The 17,811-nt window shown below is 71.6% G+C and carries 14 protein-coding genes; 5 read left to right on the top strand and 9 right to left on the bottom strand.

Features of this window, described 5'->3' with window-relative positions:
* The 3 genes from K206_RS0115445 to K206_RS38360 all read right to left on the bottom strand — a co-directional run.
* Nucleotides 1-1,121: lipopolysaccharide biosynthesis protein (locus K206_RS0115445; protein WP_020203303.1), on the bottom strand; the 1,121-nt coding region annotated here is incomplete at its 3' end.
* A gap of 4 nt (nt 1,122-1,125) precedes the next feature.
* Entirely contained in the window at nt 1,126-2,313 is a 1,188-nt protein-coding gene (locus tag K206_RS0115440) for a glycosyltransferase (protein ID WP_020203302.1), read from the bottom strand.
* A 7-nt stretch (nt 2,314-2,320) separates the two neighbouring features.
* Nucleotides 2,321-3,190, bottom strand: coding sequence for a class I SAM-dependent methyltransferase (locus K206_RS38360; RefSeq protein ID WP_043366688.1), 870 nt, complete (start codon nt 3,188-3,190; stop codon nt 2,321-2,323).
* Nucleotides 3,191-4,058: 868 nt separating this feature from the next.
* On the opposite strand from K206_RS38360, the gene K206_RS0115430 reads away from it, so the two are divergent.
* The 4 genes from K206_RS0115430 to K206_RS0115415 all read left to right on the top strand — a co-directional run bounded on the left by K206_RS0115430 (nt 4,059) and on the right by K206_RS0115415 (nt 9,152).
* The gene (locus K206_RS0115430; protein ID WP_020203300.1) at nt 4,059-4,931 is read left to right on the top strand and encodes a LuxR C-terminal-related transcriptional regulator; all 873 of its coding nucleotides are present in this window, start codon (nt 4,059-4,061) and stop codon (nt 4,929-4,931) included.
* Between the two features lie 413 nt (nt 4,932-5,344).
* Entirely contained in the window at nt 5,345-6,439 is a 1,095-nt protein-coding gene (locus tag K206_RS0115425; RefSeq protein ID WP_029043679.1) for a polysaccharide biosynthesis/export family protein, read from the top strand.
* Nucleotides 6,440-6,444: 5 nt separating this feature from the next.
* Nucleotides 6,445-6,909: a hypothetical protein gene (locus K206_RS0115420; RefSeq protein WP_020203298.1), complete on the top strand. Its 465-nt coding sequence runs from the start codon at nt 6,445-6,447 to the stop codon at nt 6,907-6,909.
* On the top strand, nt 6,906-9,152 hold the full coding sequence (locus tag K206_RS0115415; RefSeq protein ID WP_020203297.1) for a polysaccharide biosynthesis tyrosine autokinase: 2,247 nt from the start codon (nt 6,906-6,908) through the stop codon (nt 9,150-9,152). The genes K206_RS0115420 and K206_RS0115415 overlap by 4 nt, the downstream gene beginning before the upstream one ends.
* A 34-nt stretch (nt 9,153-9,186) precedes the next feature.
* Here the strand turns inward: K206_RS0115415 and K206_RS0115410 are convergent, their stop codons facing one another.
* The 6 genes from K206_RS0115410 to K206_RS0115385 form a co-directional block, all read right to left on the bottom strand.
* Entirely contained in the window at nt 9,187-9,495 is a 309-nt protein-coding gene (locus K206_RS0115410; RefSeq protein WP_020203296.1) for a hypothetical protein, read from the bottom strand.
* A 74-nt stretch (nt 9,496-9,569) separates the two neighbouring features.
* On the bottom strand, nt 9,570-9,998 hold the full coding sequence (locus K206_RS38355) for a DUF2141 domain-containing protein (protein WP_155888084.1): 429 nt from the start codon (nt 9,996-9,998) through the stop codon (nt 9,570-9,572).
* 56 nt (nt 9,999-10,054) lie between these two features.
* Nucleotides 10,055-11,731: a sulfatase-like hydrolase/transferase gene (locus K206_RS38350; protein WP_231401610.1), complete on the bottom strand. Its 1,677-nt coding sequence runs from the start codon at nt 11,729-11,731 to the stop codon at nt 10,055-10,057.
* Nucleotides 11,732-11,789: 58 nt separating this feature from the next.
* A complete protein-coding gene (locus tag K206_RS0115395) occupies nt 11,790-13,607 on the bottom strand; it encodes a sulfatase (protein ID WP_020423796.1) in 1,818 nt (605 codons plus the stop codon).
* Nucleotides 13,608-13,665: 58 nt separating this feature from the next.
* A complete protein-coding gene (locus tag K206_RS0115390) occupies nt 13,666-14,886 on the bottom strand; it encodes a formylglycine-generating enzyme family protein (RefSeq protein ID WP_020423795.1) in 1,221 nt (406 codons plus the stop codon).
* A 171-nt stretch (nt 14,887-15,057) separates the two neighbouring features.
* Nucleotides 15,058-15,672, bottom strand: coding sequence for a TetR/AcrR family transcriptional regulator (locus K206_RS0115385; RefSeq protein ID WP_231401609.1), 615 nt, complete (start codon nt 15,670-15,672; stop codon nt 15,058-15,060).
* A gap of 137 nt (nt 15,673-15,809) precedes the next feature.
* On the opposite strand from K206_RS0115385, the gene K206_RS0115380 reads away from it, so the two are divergent.
* The gene (locus K206_RS0115380; protein WP_020203290.1) at nt 15,810-17,783 is read left to right on the top strand and encodes a cellulase family glycosylhydrolase; all 1,974 of its coding nucleotides are present in this window, start codon (nt 15,810-15,812) and stop codon (nt 17,781-17,783) included.
* Nucleotides 17,784-17,811: the final 28 nt, after the last annotated feature.

Here is a 17,811-nt window from a genome sequence, read left to right as displayed (position 1 = left end):
CTCGTCCCGCCGGCGAAGATCATGTTGTCGAGCGCATGGCAGACGATGGTCGCGGAGAACCCCAGCGACAGGATCAGCATGATCGTGACCGCGCCTTCGCGGTAGGGCCTGGCCAGCAGGAACGGCAGCAGATGGGGGCCCAGGTAATGGACGCCGAGCATGCCCATGACGCCGGTGAAGGCGGCGGCCGCGCACCACGCGCGGAATACCGCCTGCGCCTGCGCGGCGTTGTCCTGCGAGGTAAGGCGAAACAGGATCGGCCGGAAATAGTTGGACAGGATCGCGCCGCTGATGGCGAACGGGCGGCCGATGGTGCCGGCCGCCGCCGCATAGACGCCGACCGTGCCGGGCGCCGCGGCGAAGTTCAGGATGTAGCGGTCGACGTAGCTGCCGAGCCAGCCGATGACGGCCATCACGCTGAACGGCAGGCCGTAGCGCAAGGCCTCGGCGCGGCACGCCGACAGCACGCTCCGGTCGACCGAAAGGAAGAACCTGCCGCCGTAGAAGCGATGGTGGAAGAAAACCGTGGTGGCGATCTTGGCGATGACGTAGGCGTGGATGAACGTGGCTGCGTCGCGCGGCCCGAACCACAGCGCGCCGGTCACGGCGGCGAAACAGACGCAGGCCTCCGCCACGATCCACGCGGAAAACCGCGCATGCTCGCTGTCGACGTTCAGCAGGGTGGTCATGGCCGCCTTGGCGGTTTCGGCGGCCAGGTACAGGCAGGTGGACAGGCTCAGCAGGATGGCGGAAATGCCGCCCCGGCCGGTGAGCAGGCAGAAGGCCGCGACGCCCGCGACCACCACCGGCGACAGCATCAGCCACCACCGCAGGCATGCCAGGTACAGGCCGGCGGCGAGGCTGCGGCGCGCCTCGGCCTCCTTCTGGCGGCTGCAGTACAGCGCCAGGGTCTGGCTGAACGCCATGACGACCAGGCCGTCCAGCAGCGTGTAGCCGCCGAGGGCCAGCATGACGTAACCGAACTCCGTAGTAGCCAGCAGCTCGGTGTAGACGCGGACCCCGGCGATGGCGACGAAGGCCAGCAGCACCTGGCCCCACACCACGTGGAAGAGGCTTGCCAGGCGGCCGGGCGCGAAGCGGAAGTGGGTGCCGGGCTGCATGGCGTCAGCCCGCCACCGCGGAGGCCGCCGCGGGAATGCCGGCGGCCTCGCTGCCGATGATCTCGAGCAGGCGCTGCGCCGCGCGCTCGGCCTGGAAATGCCCGCAGAAGGCCCGCGACGCGGCCGCGCGCATGCCGGCCTGCGCGGCCGCGTCCATGCGCAGCCACTGCTGCAGGCAGGCGCGGGTGCCTGCTTCGGTGTCGGGGCCGGCCAGGCCCGCGCCCTCCCCGACGATCTCGCGCCAGATGTTGACCTTGTCGGAGATCAGCACCGGCACGCCGCAGCCGAGCGCCTCGGCCACCGCCACGCCGAAGTTCTCCTGGTGCGAGGGCAGGCAGAAGACTTCGGCGGCGTGGAACGCGCCCCACTTGAGGTCGCCGGCGAGCATGCCGGTCCACGTCACGCGCGCCGCCAGCCCGCGCGCGGCGATGCGCCGCTCCAGCGCGGCGCGCAGGGCCGCGTCCTGCGGGCCGGCCATCACCAGGTGCAGCGCCGGATGCTGCGCGGCCACGCCGGCGAACGCCTCGACCAGCAGGTCGCAGCCCTTCTTCTCGTGGATGCGGCCGAGGAACAGCACGTTGCGCCTGCCGCGCGCGGCGGGAAAGGCGGCGAAGAACGCCGCGCGCAGCCGCGCGGCATCCTGCGGCGGCCGCGCGGTGCCGTAGGTGGCCACCACTTCATGGCAGCGGTAGGGCCAGAACGCGCCGCTGGCGCGCAACCGCTCCTCGCCGGAGGTAAACAGCACGGCGCGCGCGCCGCGCAGCACCCAGTAGTCGCCGAGCAGCCAGTAGAGGCTTTTCTTCAGGTGCTTGAGCGGATAGTGCTGGCGGAACCACGGGTCCAGCATGCCGTGCGCGAAGACGAAGTACGGCACCGGCTGGCCGCGCAGCGCCAGGCACACGGCGAGCGCGTGGAACTGCCACAGCCCCTCGACCACCACCGCGTCGTAGTCGCGGGCGTGCGCGCGCAGCCACGCCACCATGCGGCGGTTGAAGCCGTACTTGAGCGTGGACGGCCCCAGCGCGATCACGTCGAGCTCGCTGTCGCGCACGCACGCGGCATCGGGCGCGTCGCCGCAGCACACCTGCACCTGCACGCCGCGCTCGCGCAGCGGCGCGCGCAACTGGCGCACGCCCTCGATGGGGCCGCCGCCGCCGGGATCGATCGACGAGATGACGTGCAGGAGCTTCATGGCCGGCTCATTGCTCGTTCACCGCCCGCTCATTGCCCGCCGGTTGCCGCGCGGCGCCGGCCGCCTTGCGCGCGATGAAGTGGAACCAGTAGACCTCGCCGAGATCCTGGCCGTCGCGCAGCGGCGCCGCGTCCACGTTGCCGAACACCACTTCGGTGTGCAGGCCGAGCCGCGCCAGCGCGCGGCGCTGCGCCTCGAGCTCGGTGTAGAAGATCACGATGCCGAACTTGTGCGCGGCGCACACGCGGATCGCGTAGCCGTCGAACTCGCGGTTCAGGCGCGAGTGGCGCAGGTAGTTGAAGGTGGCCAGCGGCAGGTTGCACAGCACCCGCGCGGCGTCGACGCCCACCGCGACCGGGTTGGCCGACAGGCGCGGCAGGCGCAGGAACTTGGAGAGATTCTCGCGGTAGCTGGGCCCGCGCAGATTGTGCGTGGAGAACAGCACCAGCCCGCCCGGGCGCAGCACGCGCGCGAACTCGCGCAGGATGGCCTCGCGGCCCGCGTGGTCCACCGCGTCGATGCCGTTGAAGCTGAACATCACCAGCGCGAAGTGGCCGTCGGGCAGCGCCGCCATGTCGCGCGCGTCCATCTGCTCGACGCGCACGCCCGGGTGGTTGCGCCGGCAGATCGCGACCATCTCGGGCATGTAGTCGACCGCGGTGTAGTCGCTGCTGAGCGCGCGCAGCGGCGGCACCGTGCGCCCGCCGCCCACGCCCACGTCGAGGATCGGCTGGCCGCGCACCTGGTCGGCCACCCAGGCGATGGCGGCGGCCTCGCCGGGATCGGTCCAGTCGCTGGCGGTGCCGAACCACCGCCGCGCGCCCCAGCTGCGCCAGGCGTGCCGGTTGATGCGGTCCTGCACCGTGTCTGCTGTCATGGGAACCTCGGGAAAGGAAAAAGCCGCCGCGAACGGATGCGCCGCCGTGTCCCGCCGTCGGCGGCGGGGCCAGCGGCCTGCGTTGCATCGAGGATGCCGGGGCGGTGGGGCGGGTTCTGTTCGTTGGCACACACGCTGCGGTGCGGCATGCCGCGATGCGGCGCGGGGAGTGCGGGGAGTGCGGGGAGTGCGGGTAGCGGCGCCGCCGCATGCGCGGGCCGCGCCGGCGCGGCGGTCCGCGAGCACGCCGACACCGGGGGAGCGCGGCCATCCCCCTCATCCTGATGGCTGATATGACTCTCATCCGTGCGTCGCGCGGCGGCACGGGCGCGGAGCCCGCCGCGGGGGCGCGGATGCGCCACGCTCCACCCCGGGGACAAGTTTCAGATCTGTGTCAGGCCACCGCCGCGGCCGCGCCGCGCGCTTTGAAAATCCCGTTCCGGCGGTCTATCCGTTGCAGCGGTGAAACATAATCGCGGAATTACTGTTTCACCGCTGAAACTTAATCTTTTTGAATATGCCTCACCCTTTCGGGTACCCCGCCATCCGGCTTCCACCAAGGCTTTCCGGATGATGAAAGGAAATGCCTCCACCCCCTTCCGGGCGCCGGCAAAGCAACTTGATTTAACGCAAAGCAGACCATAAGATGACCTTAATTCGTTTTAAGACGAATGGCATTTGGGGTGGGTTCAGGGGGTCAGCCTTCCGGCATGCAGTCAGGTTCCGACAAATAAAGACGAGCGGGACCGGCCTGACGGTAGTACGGGGATAAATCGGGGCGACGCAAGCCAGCAGCTTGGGTCGTGCAGGTCCATATTCCGCTGCGTTCAACCTGTTTCCTGCCGCAATCAAACGGGGGAATAAGAACATGAACGCGCTGCTCATCGAGGGTCATCCTCTGTTGCGTCTGGGCCTGTTGCAGATGCTCGAACGCATCCACGGCGTGGACCACGTCATCACCGTCGACCCGGCCGACGTCGCCCTGCTCGACGGCAATCACTGCGACCTCCTCGTGTTCGGCATGCCGGCCGACACCGATACCGGCTGGCAGCTTCTCAACAAGGTGCGCACCGTGCTCAGCGCCGAGCGCCTGCTGCTGCTCGCCGACGTCCTGCCCCTGCAGATCCCGGCGCTGGCGATGGCGCAGGGCATCTGCGGCTGCCTGCCCAAGTCCGCTTCGCTGGCCGTGCTCGAGGCCGGCATCCGGCTGGCGATGGTGGGCGGCCAGCACGTGCGCGGCGTCGGCGGCCGCCAGGCCGGCGTGCCGGTCGGCGGCTATCCGCCGGGCGGGCGCGTGCCGGTGCTGGCGCCGCTGGCCGAGGGCGCCGCCTGCGGCCCGGCGGGCGGGCGCATCCAGGCCACGCCGTGCTCGCGCGACTCGCTGGCCGCCGTGGCGCGCCAGGGCGCGCCGGCGGGCGACGCCGGCAGCCACGGCGAGACCGCCTACGACGAGGCCGAGATGCTGCAGATCACGCCGCGCCAGTACGAGGTGCTGGTGCTGCTCGCGCGCGGCCACCCGATCAAGACCGTCAGCCGCATGCTCAATATCTCGGTGGCCACGGTGAAGAGCCACGCCTGCACGCTGTACCAGCGGCTCAAGGTGCGCAACAAGGGCGAGGCGGTCTACGCGGCGCTCCAGCGCGGCGCCTCGCTGGAGTGGGTCAGCGGCGATGACGCCGCGCCGCGCGCCACGGTGCGCGCCGCCGCCGAGTATGGCGCCGGCGCCTCGGCGATGCGCTAGCGCCCGCGCCGCGCCGCCCGCGCGGGAAGCGCGGCCGGGTCTGTCCGGCGGCGCTTCCCGCCGTGCTTCTGGGCCTCGCCATTCTGTCGTCGCGAGCCGCCAATCGATCATCGCCAGCCGCCCGCCGGCGTCCCCCCGCGCGGCCCGCCGCGCCTTGCCCGGCGCCGCTTTGCGCCGGTTCCGCGAGCCCCCGCCAATGTGGGACAGCGCACCGATGGGAGGTGCCGGGCGTCCTAGGATGACAACACGGGGGACTGTCGCAGTCGTTGCGCCGGGCCCGTCAGAGCGGGGAGGCTGCCGTGAACGAGACCATCGACCAGGAAGCGCGGGGCACGGACGAACAGCGGGATGAACCACGGAGCGGACAGGCGCATGGCCGGCGCCGCGCGGGGCGCCCGCTGGCCGCGTTCGCCATGCTGTGCGCGGCGCTGCTGGCGGGCGCGTGCGCGAGTTCGCCGGGCATGCACTTCGACGCCAAGGCGCCAGTGACCGCGGTCGGCCCCGACGCGACGCCGGACATCACGCCGATCACGCTCGACCTGGTGCGCAACCAGCGCAACGTGGCCCAGCGCGAGCTCGACAAGATCGACGAACTGTTCGCCACGCCCGAGCCCTACCGCATCGGCCCCGGCGACATCGTCTCGGTGGTGGTGTGGGACCACCCCGAGCTGGTGTTCCCCAACCAGACCTACAGCATCGGCGCGGCCTACGAGATCCCGGCGGTGGGCGGCGGCGCCAACGTGCCCGGCTACGTGGTCAGCGCCCAGGGCGACATCCAGTTTCCCTACGCCGGCGTGATGAAGGTCGCCGGCAAGACCGCCAACGAGGTGCGCGACCAGATCGCGCGCGTGCTCTCGCGCGTGGTGCGCGACCCGCAGATGACGGTGCGCGTGCTGGCCTTCCGCAGCCAGCGCGTCTACGTCGACGGCGAAGTGCGCACGCCCGGCATGCTGCCCATCGACGACGCGCCGATGACGCTGATCGAGGCGCTCAACCGCGCCGGCGGCGTGGTCAACCTGACCGGCGACAACAGCCGCATCCGCCTGACGCGCGGCGAGCGCAGCTGGCGCATCAACATCCCGGCGCTGCTGGCGCGCGGCGTGGACCCGTCGCGCATCCTGCTCAGGAACGGCGACATCGTGCGCGTGGAGCAGCGCGAGGACAGCAAGATCTTCGTCACCGGCGAAGTCGTGCGCCCCACCACGCTGCTCATGCGCAACGGCCGCATGACCCTCAACGAGGCGCTCGGCGACGCCGGCGGCGTCAACCCCGGCTCGGCCAACGCCGAGCAGATCTTCGTGATCCGCAAGGACACCGACAGCAAGCCCAAGGTCTACCACCTCGACGGCACCTCGCCGGTGGCGCTGGCCATCGCCGAAGGCTTCGAGCTGGAGGCCAAGGACGTGGTCTACGTGGACGCGCGCGAGCTGGTGCGCTGGAGCCGCGTGATGAACCTGCTGATTCCGTCGACAGGCCCGGTCATCGGCTCGGCCACGGCCATCAAGTAGATGCCATGATCCGCTCGATCCTGGTCGTGTGCATCGGCAACACCTGCCGCAGCCCGATGGCGCAGTACCTGCTGCGCGACGCGCTGCCCGGATGCGCGATCGCCTCGGCCGGGCTGGCGCCGCTGGAGGGCGCCGCGGCCGACCCGCATGCCGTGCGGCTGCTCGCCGAGCAGGGGCTGGACCTGTCCGGCCACCGCGCGCGCGCGCTGGACGGCGGCATGGTCAGCGGCGCCGACCTGGTGCTGGTGATGGACACAGAACAAAGAGAGGCGCTGGAGCGCCAGTTTCCGCAGGCACGCGGCAAGATCTACCGGCTTTGCGAGTTCATGCACGCTGACGTACCCGACCCCTACGGCTGTTCGCAGAACATGTTCCGGATCGTGCTCGGGCTCGTCGGACAGGGCGTCGACACATGGTCGGAGCGGATTCGCGCCATGGCACGGGATCCATACCACGGGGAGGTAGCATGAACACGATCAATCCGCACGACATACTGCCGGGCTCGCCGCACCCGGCCCGGGAGAAAGGGATCGACCTGACCGGCTATCTCGACATCCTGGTGCGCTACCGCTGGACCTTCGTGGCGGTGGCCGGCACGATCTTCCTGCTGGGCGCGACCTATGCGTTCTTCACCAGGTCGGTCTACCGCGCCGACATCGTGGTGCAGGTGGAGGACACCGGCAACAGCAACGCCGGCGGCAAGCTCGCCGCCAGCATCGCGCCCGTGTTCGAGGTCAAGCCGGCCGCGTCGGCGGAGATCGAGCTGCTGCATTCGCGCATGGTGGTGGGCAAGGCGGTGGACAACCTGCGCCTGTTCATCGACGCGCGGCCGCGCTACTTCCCGCTCATCGGCCAGCCGCTGGCGCGCTACAACCCGGGGCTGTCCGAGCCCGGGCTGTTCGGCTGGGGCGGCTTCGTCTGGGGCGACGAGCACATCGCGGTGACGCGGCTCGACGTGCCGGCGCGCCTGGAAGGCAAGCGCATGCGGATCACCGCGCTCGACGGCCAGCGCTACCGCCTGGCCGTCGACGGCGACGACAAGGGCGCCACCGGCACCGTGGGCCAGCCGCTGCTGGCGCCGACCGCGCGCGGCAACGTCGAGATCGTGGTGGCCGAGCTCGACGCGCGGCCCGGCGCCGAATTCACGGTGACGCGGGTGCCGCGCGCCAACGCGATCGCCATGCTGCAGCAGACCCTGCAGATCTCCGAGCGCGGCAAGTCCAGCGGCGTGATCGGCATCACCCTCGAAGGCCCCGACCCCGACCTGATCGCCGCCACGCTCAACGAGATCGGCACCGAGTACGTGGACCAGAACGTGCGCCGCCGGGCGGAGGAGGCGGAGAAATCGCTGGCCTTCCTCGAGCAGCAGCTGCCGCAGGTCAAGCAGCAGGTGGAGACCGCCGAGACGCGCTACAACGCGCTGCGCAACCAGCGCGGCACCATCGACCTGACCGAGGAGTCGCGGCTGATCCTGGCGCAGTCGGTGCAGCTCCAGACCCGCCTGCAGGAGCTGCGCCAGAAGCGCCAGGAACTGGTGACGCGCTTCACCGGCAACCATCCGAGCATCGGCATCATCGACGAGCAGATCGGCAGCCTGAACACCGCGCTGGCCGCCGTGACCACGCGCATCCAGAAGCTGCCCGAGGTGGAGCAGAACGTGGTGCGGCTGATGCGCGACGTCAAGGTCAGCACCGAGATGTACCAGACCCTGCTCAACGACGCGCAGCAACTGCGCCTGACCAAGGCCAGCAAGGTCGGCACCGCGCGCCTGGTCGACCCGGCCGAGGTGCCGCTGCAGCCGGTGCGGCCCGACCGCAAGCTGCTGGTGATGTTCGCCGCGCTGCTCGGCACGGCCGGCGCGCTGATCGTGGTGTTCCTGCGCCACCTGCTCGACGGCGCCGTGTCCGAGGCCGACGACATCGAGAACCAGACCGGCTTCACGGTCTACTCCACGATCCCGTTCAGCCCCGAGCAGTCGCGCCTGGCGGCGCAGGGCGGACCCAACGCGCTGCTGGCCTGCCGCATGCCGGAGGACCCGGCGATGGAGAGCCTGCGCAGCTTCCGCACCGCCTTGCAGTTCTCGCTGCTGGGCACGCGCCATCCCGTGGTGCTGGTCACGGGCCCCTCGCCGGGCGTGGGCAAGTCCTTCATCTGCGCCAACTTCGCCGCGGTGCTGGCCGCCGGCGGCAAGCGCGTGGTGCTGATCGACGCGGACCTGCGCCGCGGCAACCTCAACCACCGCTTCGACACCGCGCGCGGCCCCGGCCTGACCGAGCTGCTGCACGGCGCGCCGGTGGAGGACACGGTGCGCCGGCAGGTGGTGCCCGGGCTCGACTTCATTCCCACCGGCACGCTGCCCACGCATTCCGCCGACCTGCTGCTCAGCCCGATGATGGACTCGCTGCTCGCCGCGCTGAAGTCGAGCTACGACGTGGTGCTGATCGACACGCCGCCGGTACTGGCCGCGTCCGACACCGGCATCCTGGCCACCAAGGCCGACGCCGTGTTCATGGTCGCGCGCGCGGACGCCACCACGATGGACGAGCTCGAGGCGGCCGGCAAGGCGATCCGGCAGGGCGGCGGCGAGGTCAGGGGCGTGCTGTTCAACGGCCTGAACGTGCAGGGCCGCTGGTACCGCGCGCACTACAACTTCGGCAAGTACCGCTACCTGAGCTACCGCTACCAGGACGCGGAGGTGGTGCAGGGCCGCTGACCGCGCCGGCGCGCGGCGGGCACGGCGGGCGCGCTCAGGCCCTGCGCGTGGCCCGCATCGGGAAGCGCCCGAACACGCCGGCGGCGATGGTGCCTTCGAGCGTGTCGCCGGCCAGCACGGCCTCCACCTTGAGCGACAGCGGCAGCGGCGAGGTGAGCTTCATCCTGAAGCTCACGCGGTCGCCGTCCAGTTCGCCGTCGGTGACCTCGACCGAGGCCTTCTCGCTCGCGTTGGTGCCGCCGAAGGTGCCGGCGCCGGTGCCGACGATGGTGAGCACCGAGTGCTGCTCGCCGTTGGGCGTCTGCGAGACGCAATCCCACTGGCCGCTGATTTCTGCCGTCATGAACTTCCTCTGCTGCTGATCCGATCCAACATGAAACAATGCGGCGCCGCCCCGCGCGGCCCGCCCCGCCGCGCCTAGCGCAGCCCGACGGCCTGGGTCTGGCTGGCGCCGTCGAAGGAAAACTTCGCCTCGCCAAAGGCCGGCGGGCCGCTCGTGATCCACGCGCCGCGGGAAAAACCCAGCGGCTCGACCGGGATCCCGATGACGTTCTTGTCGAGGTCGCCGTTGCCGTTCCTGTCCTGGTACGCGATGATCGCATAATCGCCGGCCGGCAGGTCCTTGAACATCACGACGACCTCGCCCGGCGCGGCGGCCTGCTCCTGGCCCCGGAACAGCGGGCCTTTCGGAAACTCGCCGGCATTGTTGAACAGTCCCACGCGCACCGTGCCCTCGCTACCCTGAACGTTGCGGACCACCACCTTCAGGTCTCCCGCGCTGGCCGCGCCGGCCGCGCATGCCAGCAGGGCGGCCGCGCACTGCATGAGCGATATCTTCCTCTGCATGTTCCTCGTCTCCTTTTTCGTTTCGGTTGCGCTTCGATTTCACTTCTGCTGCACTGTTACTTCGCTTCGACTCCGTCTGAACTCCGCTTCGGCTCCGCGCCGCCGGCCGCCGGCGGCGCGAATGCCGCGAATGCCGCATTGACGCGGTCGAACTCCGGCTCGGCCCTGGCGATCGATGCCTCGAAGGCCAGCGCCGCGCGCGCCAGCCGTTCGGCAACGGCCGGCTCGGCCGCCGCCTGGTCGTATTTCTCCGCGGGATCGCGGCCGAGGTGGTAGAGCGTGGGCTTGTCCAGCTTGCGCTGCGGGCCGCCCGGGCGTCCGCTTGTCTCGTAGAGATTGAGCTTCCAGTCGCCGTCGCGCCACGCCTGCAGCCGGCCCTTGTAGTAGTACGGCAGCACCTGGCGCGCGCTCGGCGCGCGCCCGCGCAGGGCCGGCCCGAGGTCGACGCCGTCGATGGCCGCGTCGGGCAGCCTCGCCCCGGCGAGCGCGACCAGGGTCGGCAGGAAGTCGTAGGTCGCGCCGATGCCGTCGACCACGGCCGGGCGGATCGTGCCGGGCCACCAGAACAGCGCCGGCACGCGCGCGCCGCCTTCATAGGTGGATGCCTTGCCGTCGCGCAGGATGCCGGCCGAGCCCACCATGTCTTCATACAGGATCCAGGGGCCGTTGTCGGAGACGAAGACCACCACGGTGTCCTTGGCGTTGCCGCTGCGCCGCAGCGCATCGAGCACGCGCCCCACGCTGTGGTCGAGCTCCGCGATGGCGTCGCCCACCGGGCCGCCCTTGCTGCTGCCGGCGAACTCGGGCGCCGGCAGGTGCGGCAGGTGCGGCTTCTCGTAGCCGACCCAGGCCAGGAACGGCTTGTCGTGCTTCCCGCCGACGAAGCCAACCACCTGGTCGGTCAGCCGCCGGTTGTACTGCCGCTGGTCGATCGGCCGCTCGATGACCTCGTCGCGATAGCCGGCCCCGCCCGCCTTCGCGATCCGCTCGCTGCGGATCAGCGGCAGGTTCCAGTACTCGCTCCTGGGATGGCGGAAGCTCGCGGTGGCCTGCTCGTAGTACAGCGAGAACAGCGCCAGCGGCGACTCGCCGGCCGCGTAGCGGCGCCGCAGCTCGCTGGTGGACACGCCGCCGATGAAGTAGGCGTCGTTCGACATCGGCGTGCCCCACCAGGAATCGAAGCCGTGGCGGGTCGGATAGGCGCGCGGCGCGTCGCCGAGATGCCACTTGCCGAACAGGGCGGTGGCGTAGCCGGCATCGCGCAGCAGGCTGGCGACGGTCGTCTCCCGGTCCGGGAAGCCGTAGGGATCGTCCTCGATCTGCACCGTGTTGACCACGCCGTACAGGCCCGTGCGGGTTTCGACGCGGCCGGTCAGCATGGCGCCGCGGCTCGGCGAGCAGACCGGCGAGCTCACGTAGAAGTTGGTCCAGCGCTGGCCCTCGGCCGCCATGCGGTCCAGGTTGGGCGTGCGGAACACCGGATGGCCGTAGCTGCCGAGATCGCCCCAGCCGAGGTCGTCGGCGACCAGCACGACGATGTTGGGGCGCGTCGGCGCGGCTGTCCGTGCGGGCGCTTGTGCGAGCGCTCGTGCGGGCGTCTGTGCCGCGGCCCGCGCCGCGTCGGGCGCGGCGCCGGATGCGGCGGCAAACGTGGCGCCAAACACGGCACCAAACGCGGCACTAAACGCGGCGGCCAGCAGCGCGGCGGTGCGCATGCGCGAACGGATTGTCATGGTTTTTTCCCCCTTGCCTGTGTTGGCGGATAAGGACGCACGCATAAGGACGCGCGCATCAGCGCGCCGGCGGCACGACCGCGCGGCCGTCGGCGTAGTCGACGCGCGCCGCGCGATAGCCGATGCGCATCGCGTTGACGTGGAGGATCTCGCCCGGCGCGAGCGGGATGACCTCGCCGCCGTAGACCGTCCACGCGGGCGCAGCCGGGCGCTTGTCGCCGAGCCGGGCGAAGTTGCCGCCGAACAGTTCGCCGGCCAGGCGCTCGTAGTCCCAGCTCTGCACGATGTGGGCGGCGGGCGGCGGCGCGGCGGCGCGCTCGATCCAGTAGCCGATCGACGCCCCGTCGGTGCCGCACGCGATGCGCACGCCGTCGGCCACCGCGATCACCTCGGGCGTGGCGGTCGCGGGCGGCTCGCTCGCGCCGTGCCACATGCGCGCCAGCATGTCGCGCTCCGGCACGCCGCCGAGGTCGCCGTACTGCATGGTCCAGGCGTCGAGGGCCTGCCGGAGTTCGGCGAGCTTGTCCTGGTAGCGCGGGTCGCCGGCCAGGTTGCGCTGCTCCCACGGGTCCTGCTCGGCATCGTAGAGTTCCTCGGCGGGCTTGGGCCCGAACCACGCCGCCTGCGCGGCCGACAGCGTGCCGGCGTCGCGCTGCCGCAGGATGTCCTGCATCATCGGCAGCATCAGGCGAAAGCGCAGGTTCTGGTAATACGGCTTGTCCGGCATGTAGTTGCGCAGGTAGCGGTAGCGCGCGTCGCGCACCATGCGCACGCGGTCGTACTCGGTGTCCATGCGGTCGCGCGCGGCGAATACGTACTTGCGCGGCGCCTGCGCCGGCGGCCCGCCGAGGAACGCCTGCCCCTGCATGTAGCCGGGCACCGGCACGCCGGCCAGCGACAGCACGGTCGGCGCGAGGTCGACGCCGCTGACCAGCGCGTCGCTGCGCGTGCCGGCGCGCCGGCCGCCGGGCAGCCGCACGATCAGCGGCACGCGCGTGCCGCGCTCGAGCACTTCGCGCTTCATCCACGGCAGGCTGCCGCCGTTGTCGGCCAGGAAGAAGATCGCGGTGTCGTCGTACACGCCGTCGTCCTTGAGCATGCGGACCAGCTCGCCGACCTGCCGGTCCATCAGCGCGATATTGGTGTACATGCGGGCGATGTCGCCGCGCACCGCCGCGGTGTCGGGGAAGACCGGCGGCACCGCCACCGCGGCCGGCTCCGCCAGCAGCGCGTCCTTGCGCAGGGCCACCATCGCCTCGTGGGTCAGGAAGAAGTTGTAGACCGCGAAGAAGGGCTTGCCCGCGGGGCGGTTGCGGTAGGACGCGGCCGGGCCGCTTTCGTCCCACACGGTGACGGGCGCCTCGAACTGGTAGTCCTCTTTCTGGTTGTTGGTGGTGTAGTAGCCGGCCTTACGCAGATGCTCGGGGAACGCCTTGACCTGCGGCGGCAGCACCACCGAATAGCTCGCGGGAATGCCTTCCGGCCGGGGCCGGGCGCCGCCGCCGGGCAGCTCCGCGCTGCCGGTGCGCATGTGGTGCGCGCCCACCGAGGTCGGGTAGGTGCCGGTGATCATGGCCGCGCGCGCGGGCGCGCACACGCCGGCGGTCTGGTAGGCGTGGGTGTAGAGCACGCCCTCGCGGGCCAGCTGGTCGATGTTCGGCGTGCTGGCCGCGCGGTCGCCATACGCGCCGATCAGCGTGGTGATGTCTTCCACCGTGATCCAGAGGATGTTCGGCCGGGCTTGCGGCTGCGGCTGCGGCTGCGCGTGCGGCGTGCCCGCGCACAGGAGCAGCGGCAGGGCGGCCCAGCGCGCGGCGTGGCGCAGCGCGCGGGCCAGGCCGGCGCGCGCGGCCCTCATGCGGTTGCGTGGATTCATGCGGTGATGCCTCCCGTGTCGGCTGGTTGGGGCGGAGGGGTCTGCGCCGGTGCGCGCTTCAGCCGCCGGCGGCGGCCTGTTGTGCAGCCTGTGGTGCAACCTGTGGTGCGGCTTGTTGCGCGGCCCGCTGCGCCCGCCACGCGGCCTCGTCCAGCGCCAGCCGGAAACCCAGGTGCGACATGCTGCTGTCCGGGTCGGTCCCCTGCCGCGCGCTCGGGCGGTAGCTCAGGCAATAGTCCTGGCTGCAGAGGAACGAGCCGCCGCGCATCACGCGCTTCGGCGCGCGCGCGGGCACGCCGGCGGCATCCCAGCTATGGTCCGGGCCGCGCGGGTCGGCCTCGACACGGCCCGCGCGCGCCACGCGCCGGAACTGGTCGGCGCGATACCAGTCGGCCACCCATTGCCAGGCATTGCCGGTCATGTCGTAGAGCCCGTAGCCGTTGGCCGGGAACGTGCCCGCCGCGCTGGTGCCGGCCGCGCCGCCGGCCCTGGGGCTGACCACCGGGAACGGCTGCGGCTGCCGGCCCTGCCAGACGTTGGCCATCTGCCGGCCGCCCGGCGCGAACTGGTCGCCCCAGGCGTAGGTGGCCTGCTCCAGCCCGCCGCGCGCGGCGAACTCCCACTCGGCTTCGGTCGGCAGGCGCTTGCCGGCCCAGCGCGCATAGGCCTGCGCGTCCTGCCAGGACACCTGCACCACGGGATGGTCGTCCTTGCCCGCGATGGCGCTGCCGGGCCCGTCCGGGTGCCGCCAGTCGGCGCCGGCGACGAAGCGCCACCAGCGCGAATAATCGTGCAGCGGCACCGGCCGCTCGGTGCCGACGAAGACCAGCCCGCCGGGCACCAGCGCGCCGTCCGGCGGGCGCGGCGTGCCCGCCGGCAACTGGGCCTTGAGCGCGTCCCAGCCGGGCGCCTTCTCCGCGCTGGTGACGTAGCCGGTGGCCGCCACGAACGCGCGGAACTCGGCGTTGGTCACGTGATGCACGTCCATCCAGAATCCGCTGACGCGCGTCTCGTGCGCGGGGCGTTCGTTGGCCTGCGCGAATTCGTGGTCGCTGCCCATCATGAACCGGCCGCCGGGAATCCACGCCATGCCGCGCGGGCCGTGGAGACCGTCGCCGACGATGGCTTGCGGAGCGGCCGGGCCGCCCGGCGCGGCGCGCGTGCCGGCGAGCGACGCGACGCCGCCGCCGGCGATGCCGATGGCGGCGGCCACCACCGCGAGCGCGGCGAGCGCGGCAATCGGGACTACCGGACGAAAACGCGAGGATCGTGCGGGCATGTGGCATTTCCGGTCATGGCGCCGGCGCCATGCCGGCATGAGCGGACCGCGGCGGCACGGGGCCGGCCGCGGCTGCGGTCGCGGCGGCGCCACCGCGCCGTCGATAATTTACTATCACATTAGTAAATATCATGGACAACCGGGACAAACCCTGAACGGCGCGCCCGCCGCCTAGGGCGTGATGGCTTCGACGAACAGGCGGCGCAGCTCCGCGAGCTGGTGGTCGATGCGGACCACGTCATGGCCGAGCGAGCGGCCGATGGTGACGCCGCGCAGCACCGCGACGCTGAGGTCGCGCAGCATCTCCAGGCGCGGCGCGTTGGGCAGGCCGCCGATGGCCTCGCGCCAGGCGCCGTCGAACGCGGCCTCGCGCTGCGCGATGGCCGGCAGCACCTCGGCCTGGAAGCCCGGGTCGCGGCGCGCCGCGAGCAGCAGCTCGAGCAGCGCGATCTGGTTGACCGACGAGGCGTGGTTGCCGGCGGAGTCGAGCAAGGCCAGCAGGCGCTCGCGCGGCGCCAGGAACGGCGGCGCCGCGGCGGCGAAGCGCGCCGCCATCTCGTCGTAGATGGCGTCGATCACGGCCGCCATCAGCGCGTGTTTACTCTCGAAATGGTAAATCAGGGCCGCGCGCGTCAGGCCGACGCGATCGGCAATTTCCGAAATCGTGGTGCCGGCGTAGCCGAGCTCGGCCAGGCACGCGATCGCGGCGTTCAGGATCCCGGCCTTGGTCTGCGCGGACATCTCGGCGTTGGACGTGCTGTGCTCGCGCGTTCTCCTGGGCTTCACTGATGGCTCCGATTTCGGATTTGGGGGCAATTGCCGCGTGCCATTGTAAACCCCATGTGTACTTTTCGCGCAAACAAACTAACCTACTGGAAAGTTAATAACTTGCGACCTCCAACATGGGAACGACAGGGAACGACATGACACTGACACGCCTGCATACCGAAGCCGAACGATTCATCGATGTCCAGGGCCGGCAGATCCTGCTGCGCGGCGTGAACCTCGGCGGCGACAGCAAGGTCCCCTATCCGCGCGGCGGCACCCAGTACCCGACCGACTTCGCGGACCACCGCGAGGTCTCGTTCGTCGGCCGCCCGTTTCCGCTGGCGGAGGCGGACGCGCACCTCGCGCGCATCCGCGGCTGGGGCTTCAACTGCCTGCGGCTGCTCGCCACCTGGGAGGCCATCGAGCATGCCGGCCCCGGACAGTACGACCACGCTTACCTGGACTACTTCGCGGCAATCTGCCGCAAGGCGGGCGAGCATGGCCTGTACGTGTTCGTCGACCTCCACCAGGATGCGTGGTCGCGCATGAGCGGCGGCGACGGCGCGCCGGGCTGGACGCTCGAGGCGGTCGGGCTCGACTGCCGCGCGTTCGATGCCGCGGACGCGGCGCACGTCATGCAGCACCGCTTCGACTTCGCCGACGCCAGCCCGCTCCAGCCCGGCTATGCGCGCATGAGCTGGCCGCTCAACTACCGGCTGGCGGCCAACGGCATCATGTGGACGCTGTTCTGGGCCGGCCGCCGGCTGACGCCGGACTTCCGCATCGCGGGGCGCAACGTGCAGGACTACCTGCTGGAGCATTTCCTCGGCGCGGCCGAGCAGATCGCGCTGCGCGTGCGCGACCTGCCGCACGTGATCGGCTTCGACATGCTCAACGAGCCGGGGCTGGGCTGGCTCGGGCAGGCGCTCTCGACCGACCGCGGCCTGCCGCTGCCCGGGCCCGTCGTCACGCCGCTCGCGGCGCTGGCGACCGCGCGCGGCATCCCGACCGAGGTCGCGCTGAATCCGCCGAATCCGCTGGACCCCTCGAGCGCCGCCGCGCCGCGCGCCACCCGCGTGCTCAACGCGGCCGCCCGCCCGATCTGGCGCGACGGCGCGGCCTGCCCGTTCGAGCGCGCGGGCATCTACCGGCTCGACGACGGCATCGCCGTGCCGCTCGACGAACACGCCTTCGACCGCGTCGACGGCCGCGGGCTGGACATCGCCGAGGACGTGTTCGCGCCGTTCTTCACCCAGGCCGCGGCGCGCATCCGCGCCCACCGCGCCGACTGGCTGCTGATGGCGCAGATGGATCCGATCGGCATGCTCACCGGGCGCGACTATCCCGCGCGCATGCCGGCGCAGTCGGTCAACACCTGCCACTGGTACGACCTGGCGCTGGTGATGACCAGAACCTTCGACCCCGGCGCCAGCGTCGACCTGCTGACCGGCGAGCGCGCCGAAGGGCCGGCGGCGCTGCGCGAGCGGCACGTGCGGCAACTGGCCGCGCTCAGGGACGCCGCGCGCCGCTTTCCCGGCGGCGGCGCGCCCACGCTGATCGGCGAATTCGGCATTCCCTACGATCTCGACGACGGCCTGGCCTACACGCAGTGGGCCGCCGGCAGGCGCGACGCCTTCGCGCCGCACACGGTGGCGCTCGAGCTGATGTACGAGGCGCTGGACCGGCTGCTGCTCAGCGCCACGCAGTGGAACTACACGGCGGGCAACCGCAACGACCCGCGCATCGGCGACCAGTGGAACCAGGAAGACCTCTCGATCTTCTCGGCCGACCAGATCGACCCGGCCGACCCGGCCTGCGACGGCGGCCGCGCGGTGGCCGGCTTCGCGCGGCCCTATGCGTGCGCGGTGCAGGGGCGCCTGGGCGCGATGTCCTTCGAGCGCGGCGCGGGCCTGTTCGTCGTCGAGTACGAGGCCGACGCGGCGGTGCCGGCGCCGACCGAGCTGGTGCTGCCGCGCGCGCAGTTTCCGCACGGCGCGGAGATCACCGCCAGCGGCCCGGTGCGGCACAGCGAGGAAGACCGGCGCGGCGGGCGGGCCCGCATCTGGGCCGCCGCGGACGGCGCCGTGCGCGTCACGTGCCGCCGCCGCGCCGCGCCGCGCGGCGCATGACCGGCGCGCGGCGCGCCAGCCGCGGCGG

Origin of the sequence: Cupriavidus sp. WS, assembly GCF_000395345.1 — a bacterium.
GTDB lineage: Bacteria > Pseudomonadota > Gammaproteobacteria > Burkholderiales > Burkholderiaceae > Cupriavidus > Cupriavidus basilensis_B.
The sequence above is the reverse complement of the archived record's forward strand: the minus strand, read 5'-3'. Positions and strand labels throughout refer to the sequence as shown.

What these genes read in the sequence shown, in the direction of transcription:
- K206_RS0115440 (WP_020203302.1), bottom strand. Translation starts at nt 2,313, where the DNA reads ATGAAGCTCCTGCACGTCATCTCGTCGATCGATCCCGGCGGCGGCGGC.
- K206_RS38360 (WP_043366688.1), bottom strand. Translation starts at nt 3,190, where the DNA reads ATGACAGCAGACACGGTGCAGGACCGCATCAACCGGCACGCCTGGCGC.
- K206_RS0115430 (WP_020203300.1), top strand. Translation starts at nt 4,059, where the DNA reads ATGAACGCGCTGCTCATCGAGGGTCATCCTCTGTTGCGTCTGGGCCTG.
- K206_RS0115425 (WP_029043679.1), top strand. Translation starts at nt 5,345, where the DNA reads ATGCTGTGCGCGGCGCTGCTGGCGGGCGCGTGCGCGAGTTCGCCGGGC.
- K206_RS0115420 (WP_020203298.1), top strand. Translation starts at nt 6,445, where the DNA reads ATGATCCGCTCGATCCTGGTCGTGTGCATCGGCAACACCTGCCGCAGC.
- K206_RS0115415 (WP_020203297.1), top strand. Translation starts at nt 6,906, where the DNA reads ATGAACACGATCAATCCGCACGACATACTGCCGGGCTCGCCGCACCCG.
- K206_RS0115410 (WP_020203296.1), bottom strand. Translation starts at nt 9,495, where the DNA reads ATGACGGCAGAAATCAGCGGCCAGTGGGATTGCGTCTCGCAGACGCCC.
- K206_RS38355 (WP_155888084.1), bottom strand. Translation starts at nt 9,998, where the DNA reads ATGCAGAGGAAGATATCGCTCATGCAGTGCGCGGCCGCCCTGCTGGCA.
- K206_RS38350 (WP_231401610.1), bottom strand. Translation starts at nt 11,731, where the DNA reads ATGACAATCCGTTCGCGCATGCGCACCGCCGCGCTGCTGGCCGCCGCG.
- K206_RS0115395 (WP_020423796.1), bottom strand. Translation starts at nt 13,607, where the DNA reads ATGAATCCACGCAACCGCATGAGGGCCGCGCGCGCCGGCCTGGCCCGC.
- K206_RS0115390 (WP_020423795.1), bottom strand. Translation starts at nt 14,886, where the DNA reads ATGCCCGCACGATCCTCGCGTTTTCGTCCGGTAGTCCCGATTGCCGCG.
- K206_RS0115380 (WP_020203290.1), top strand. Translation starts at nt 15,810, where the DNA reads ATGACACTGACACGCCTGCATACCGAAGCCGAACGATTCATCGATGTC.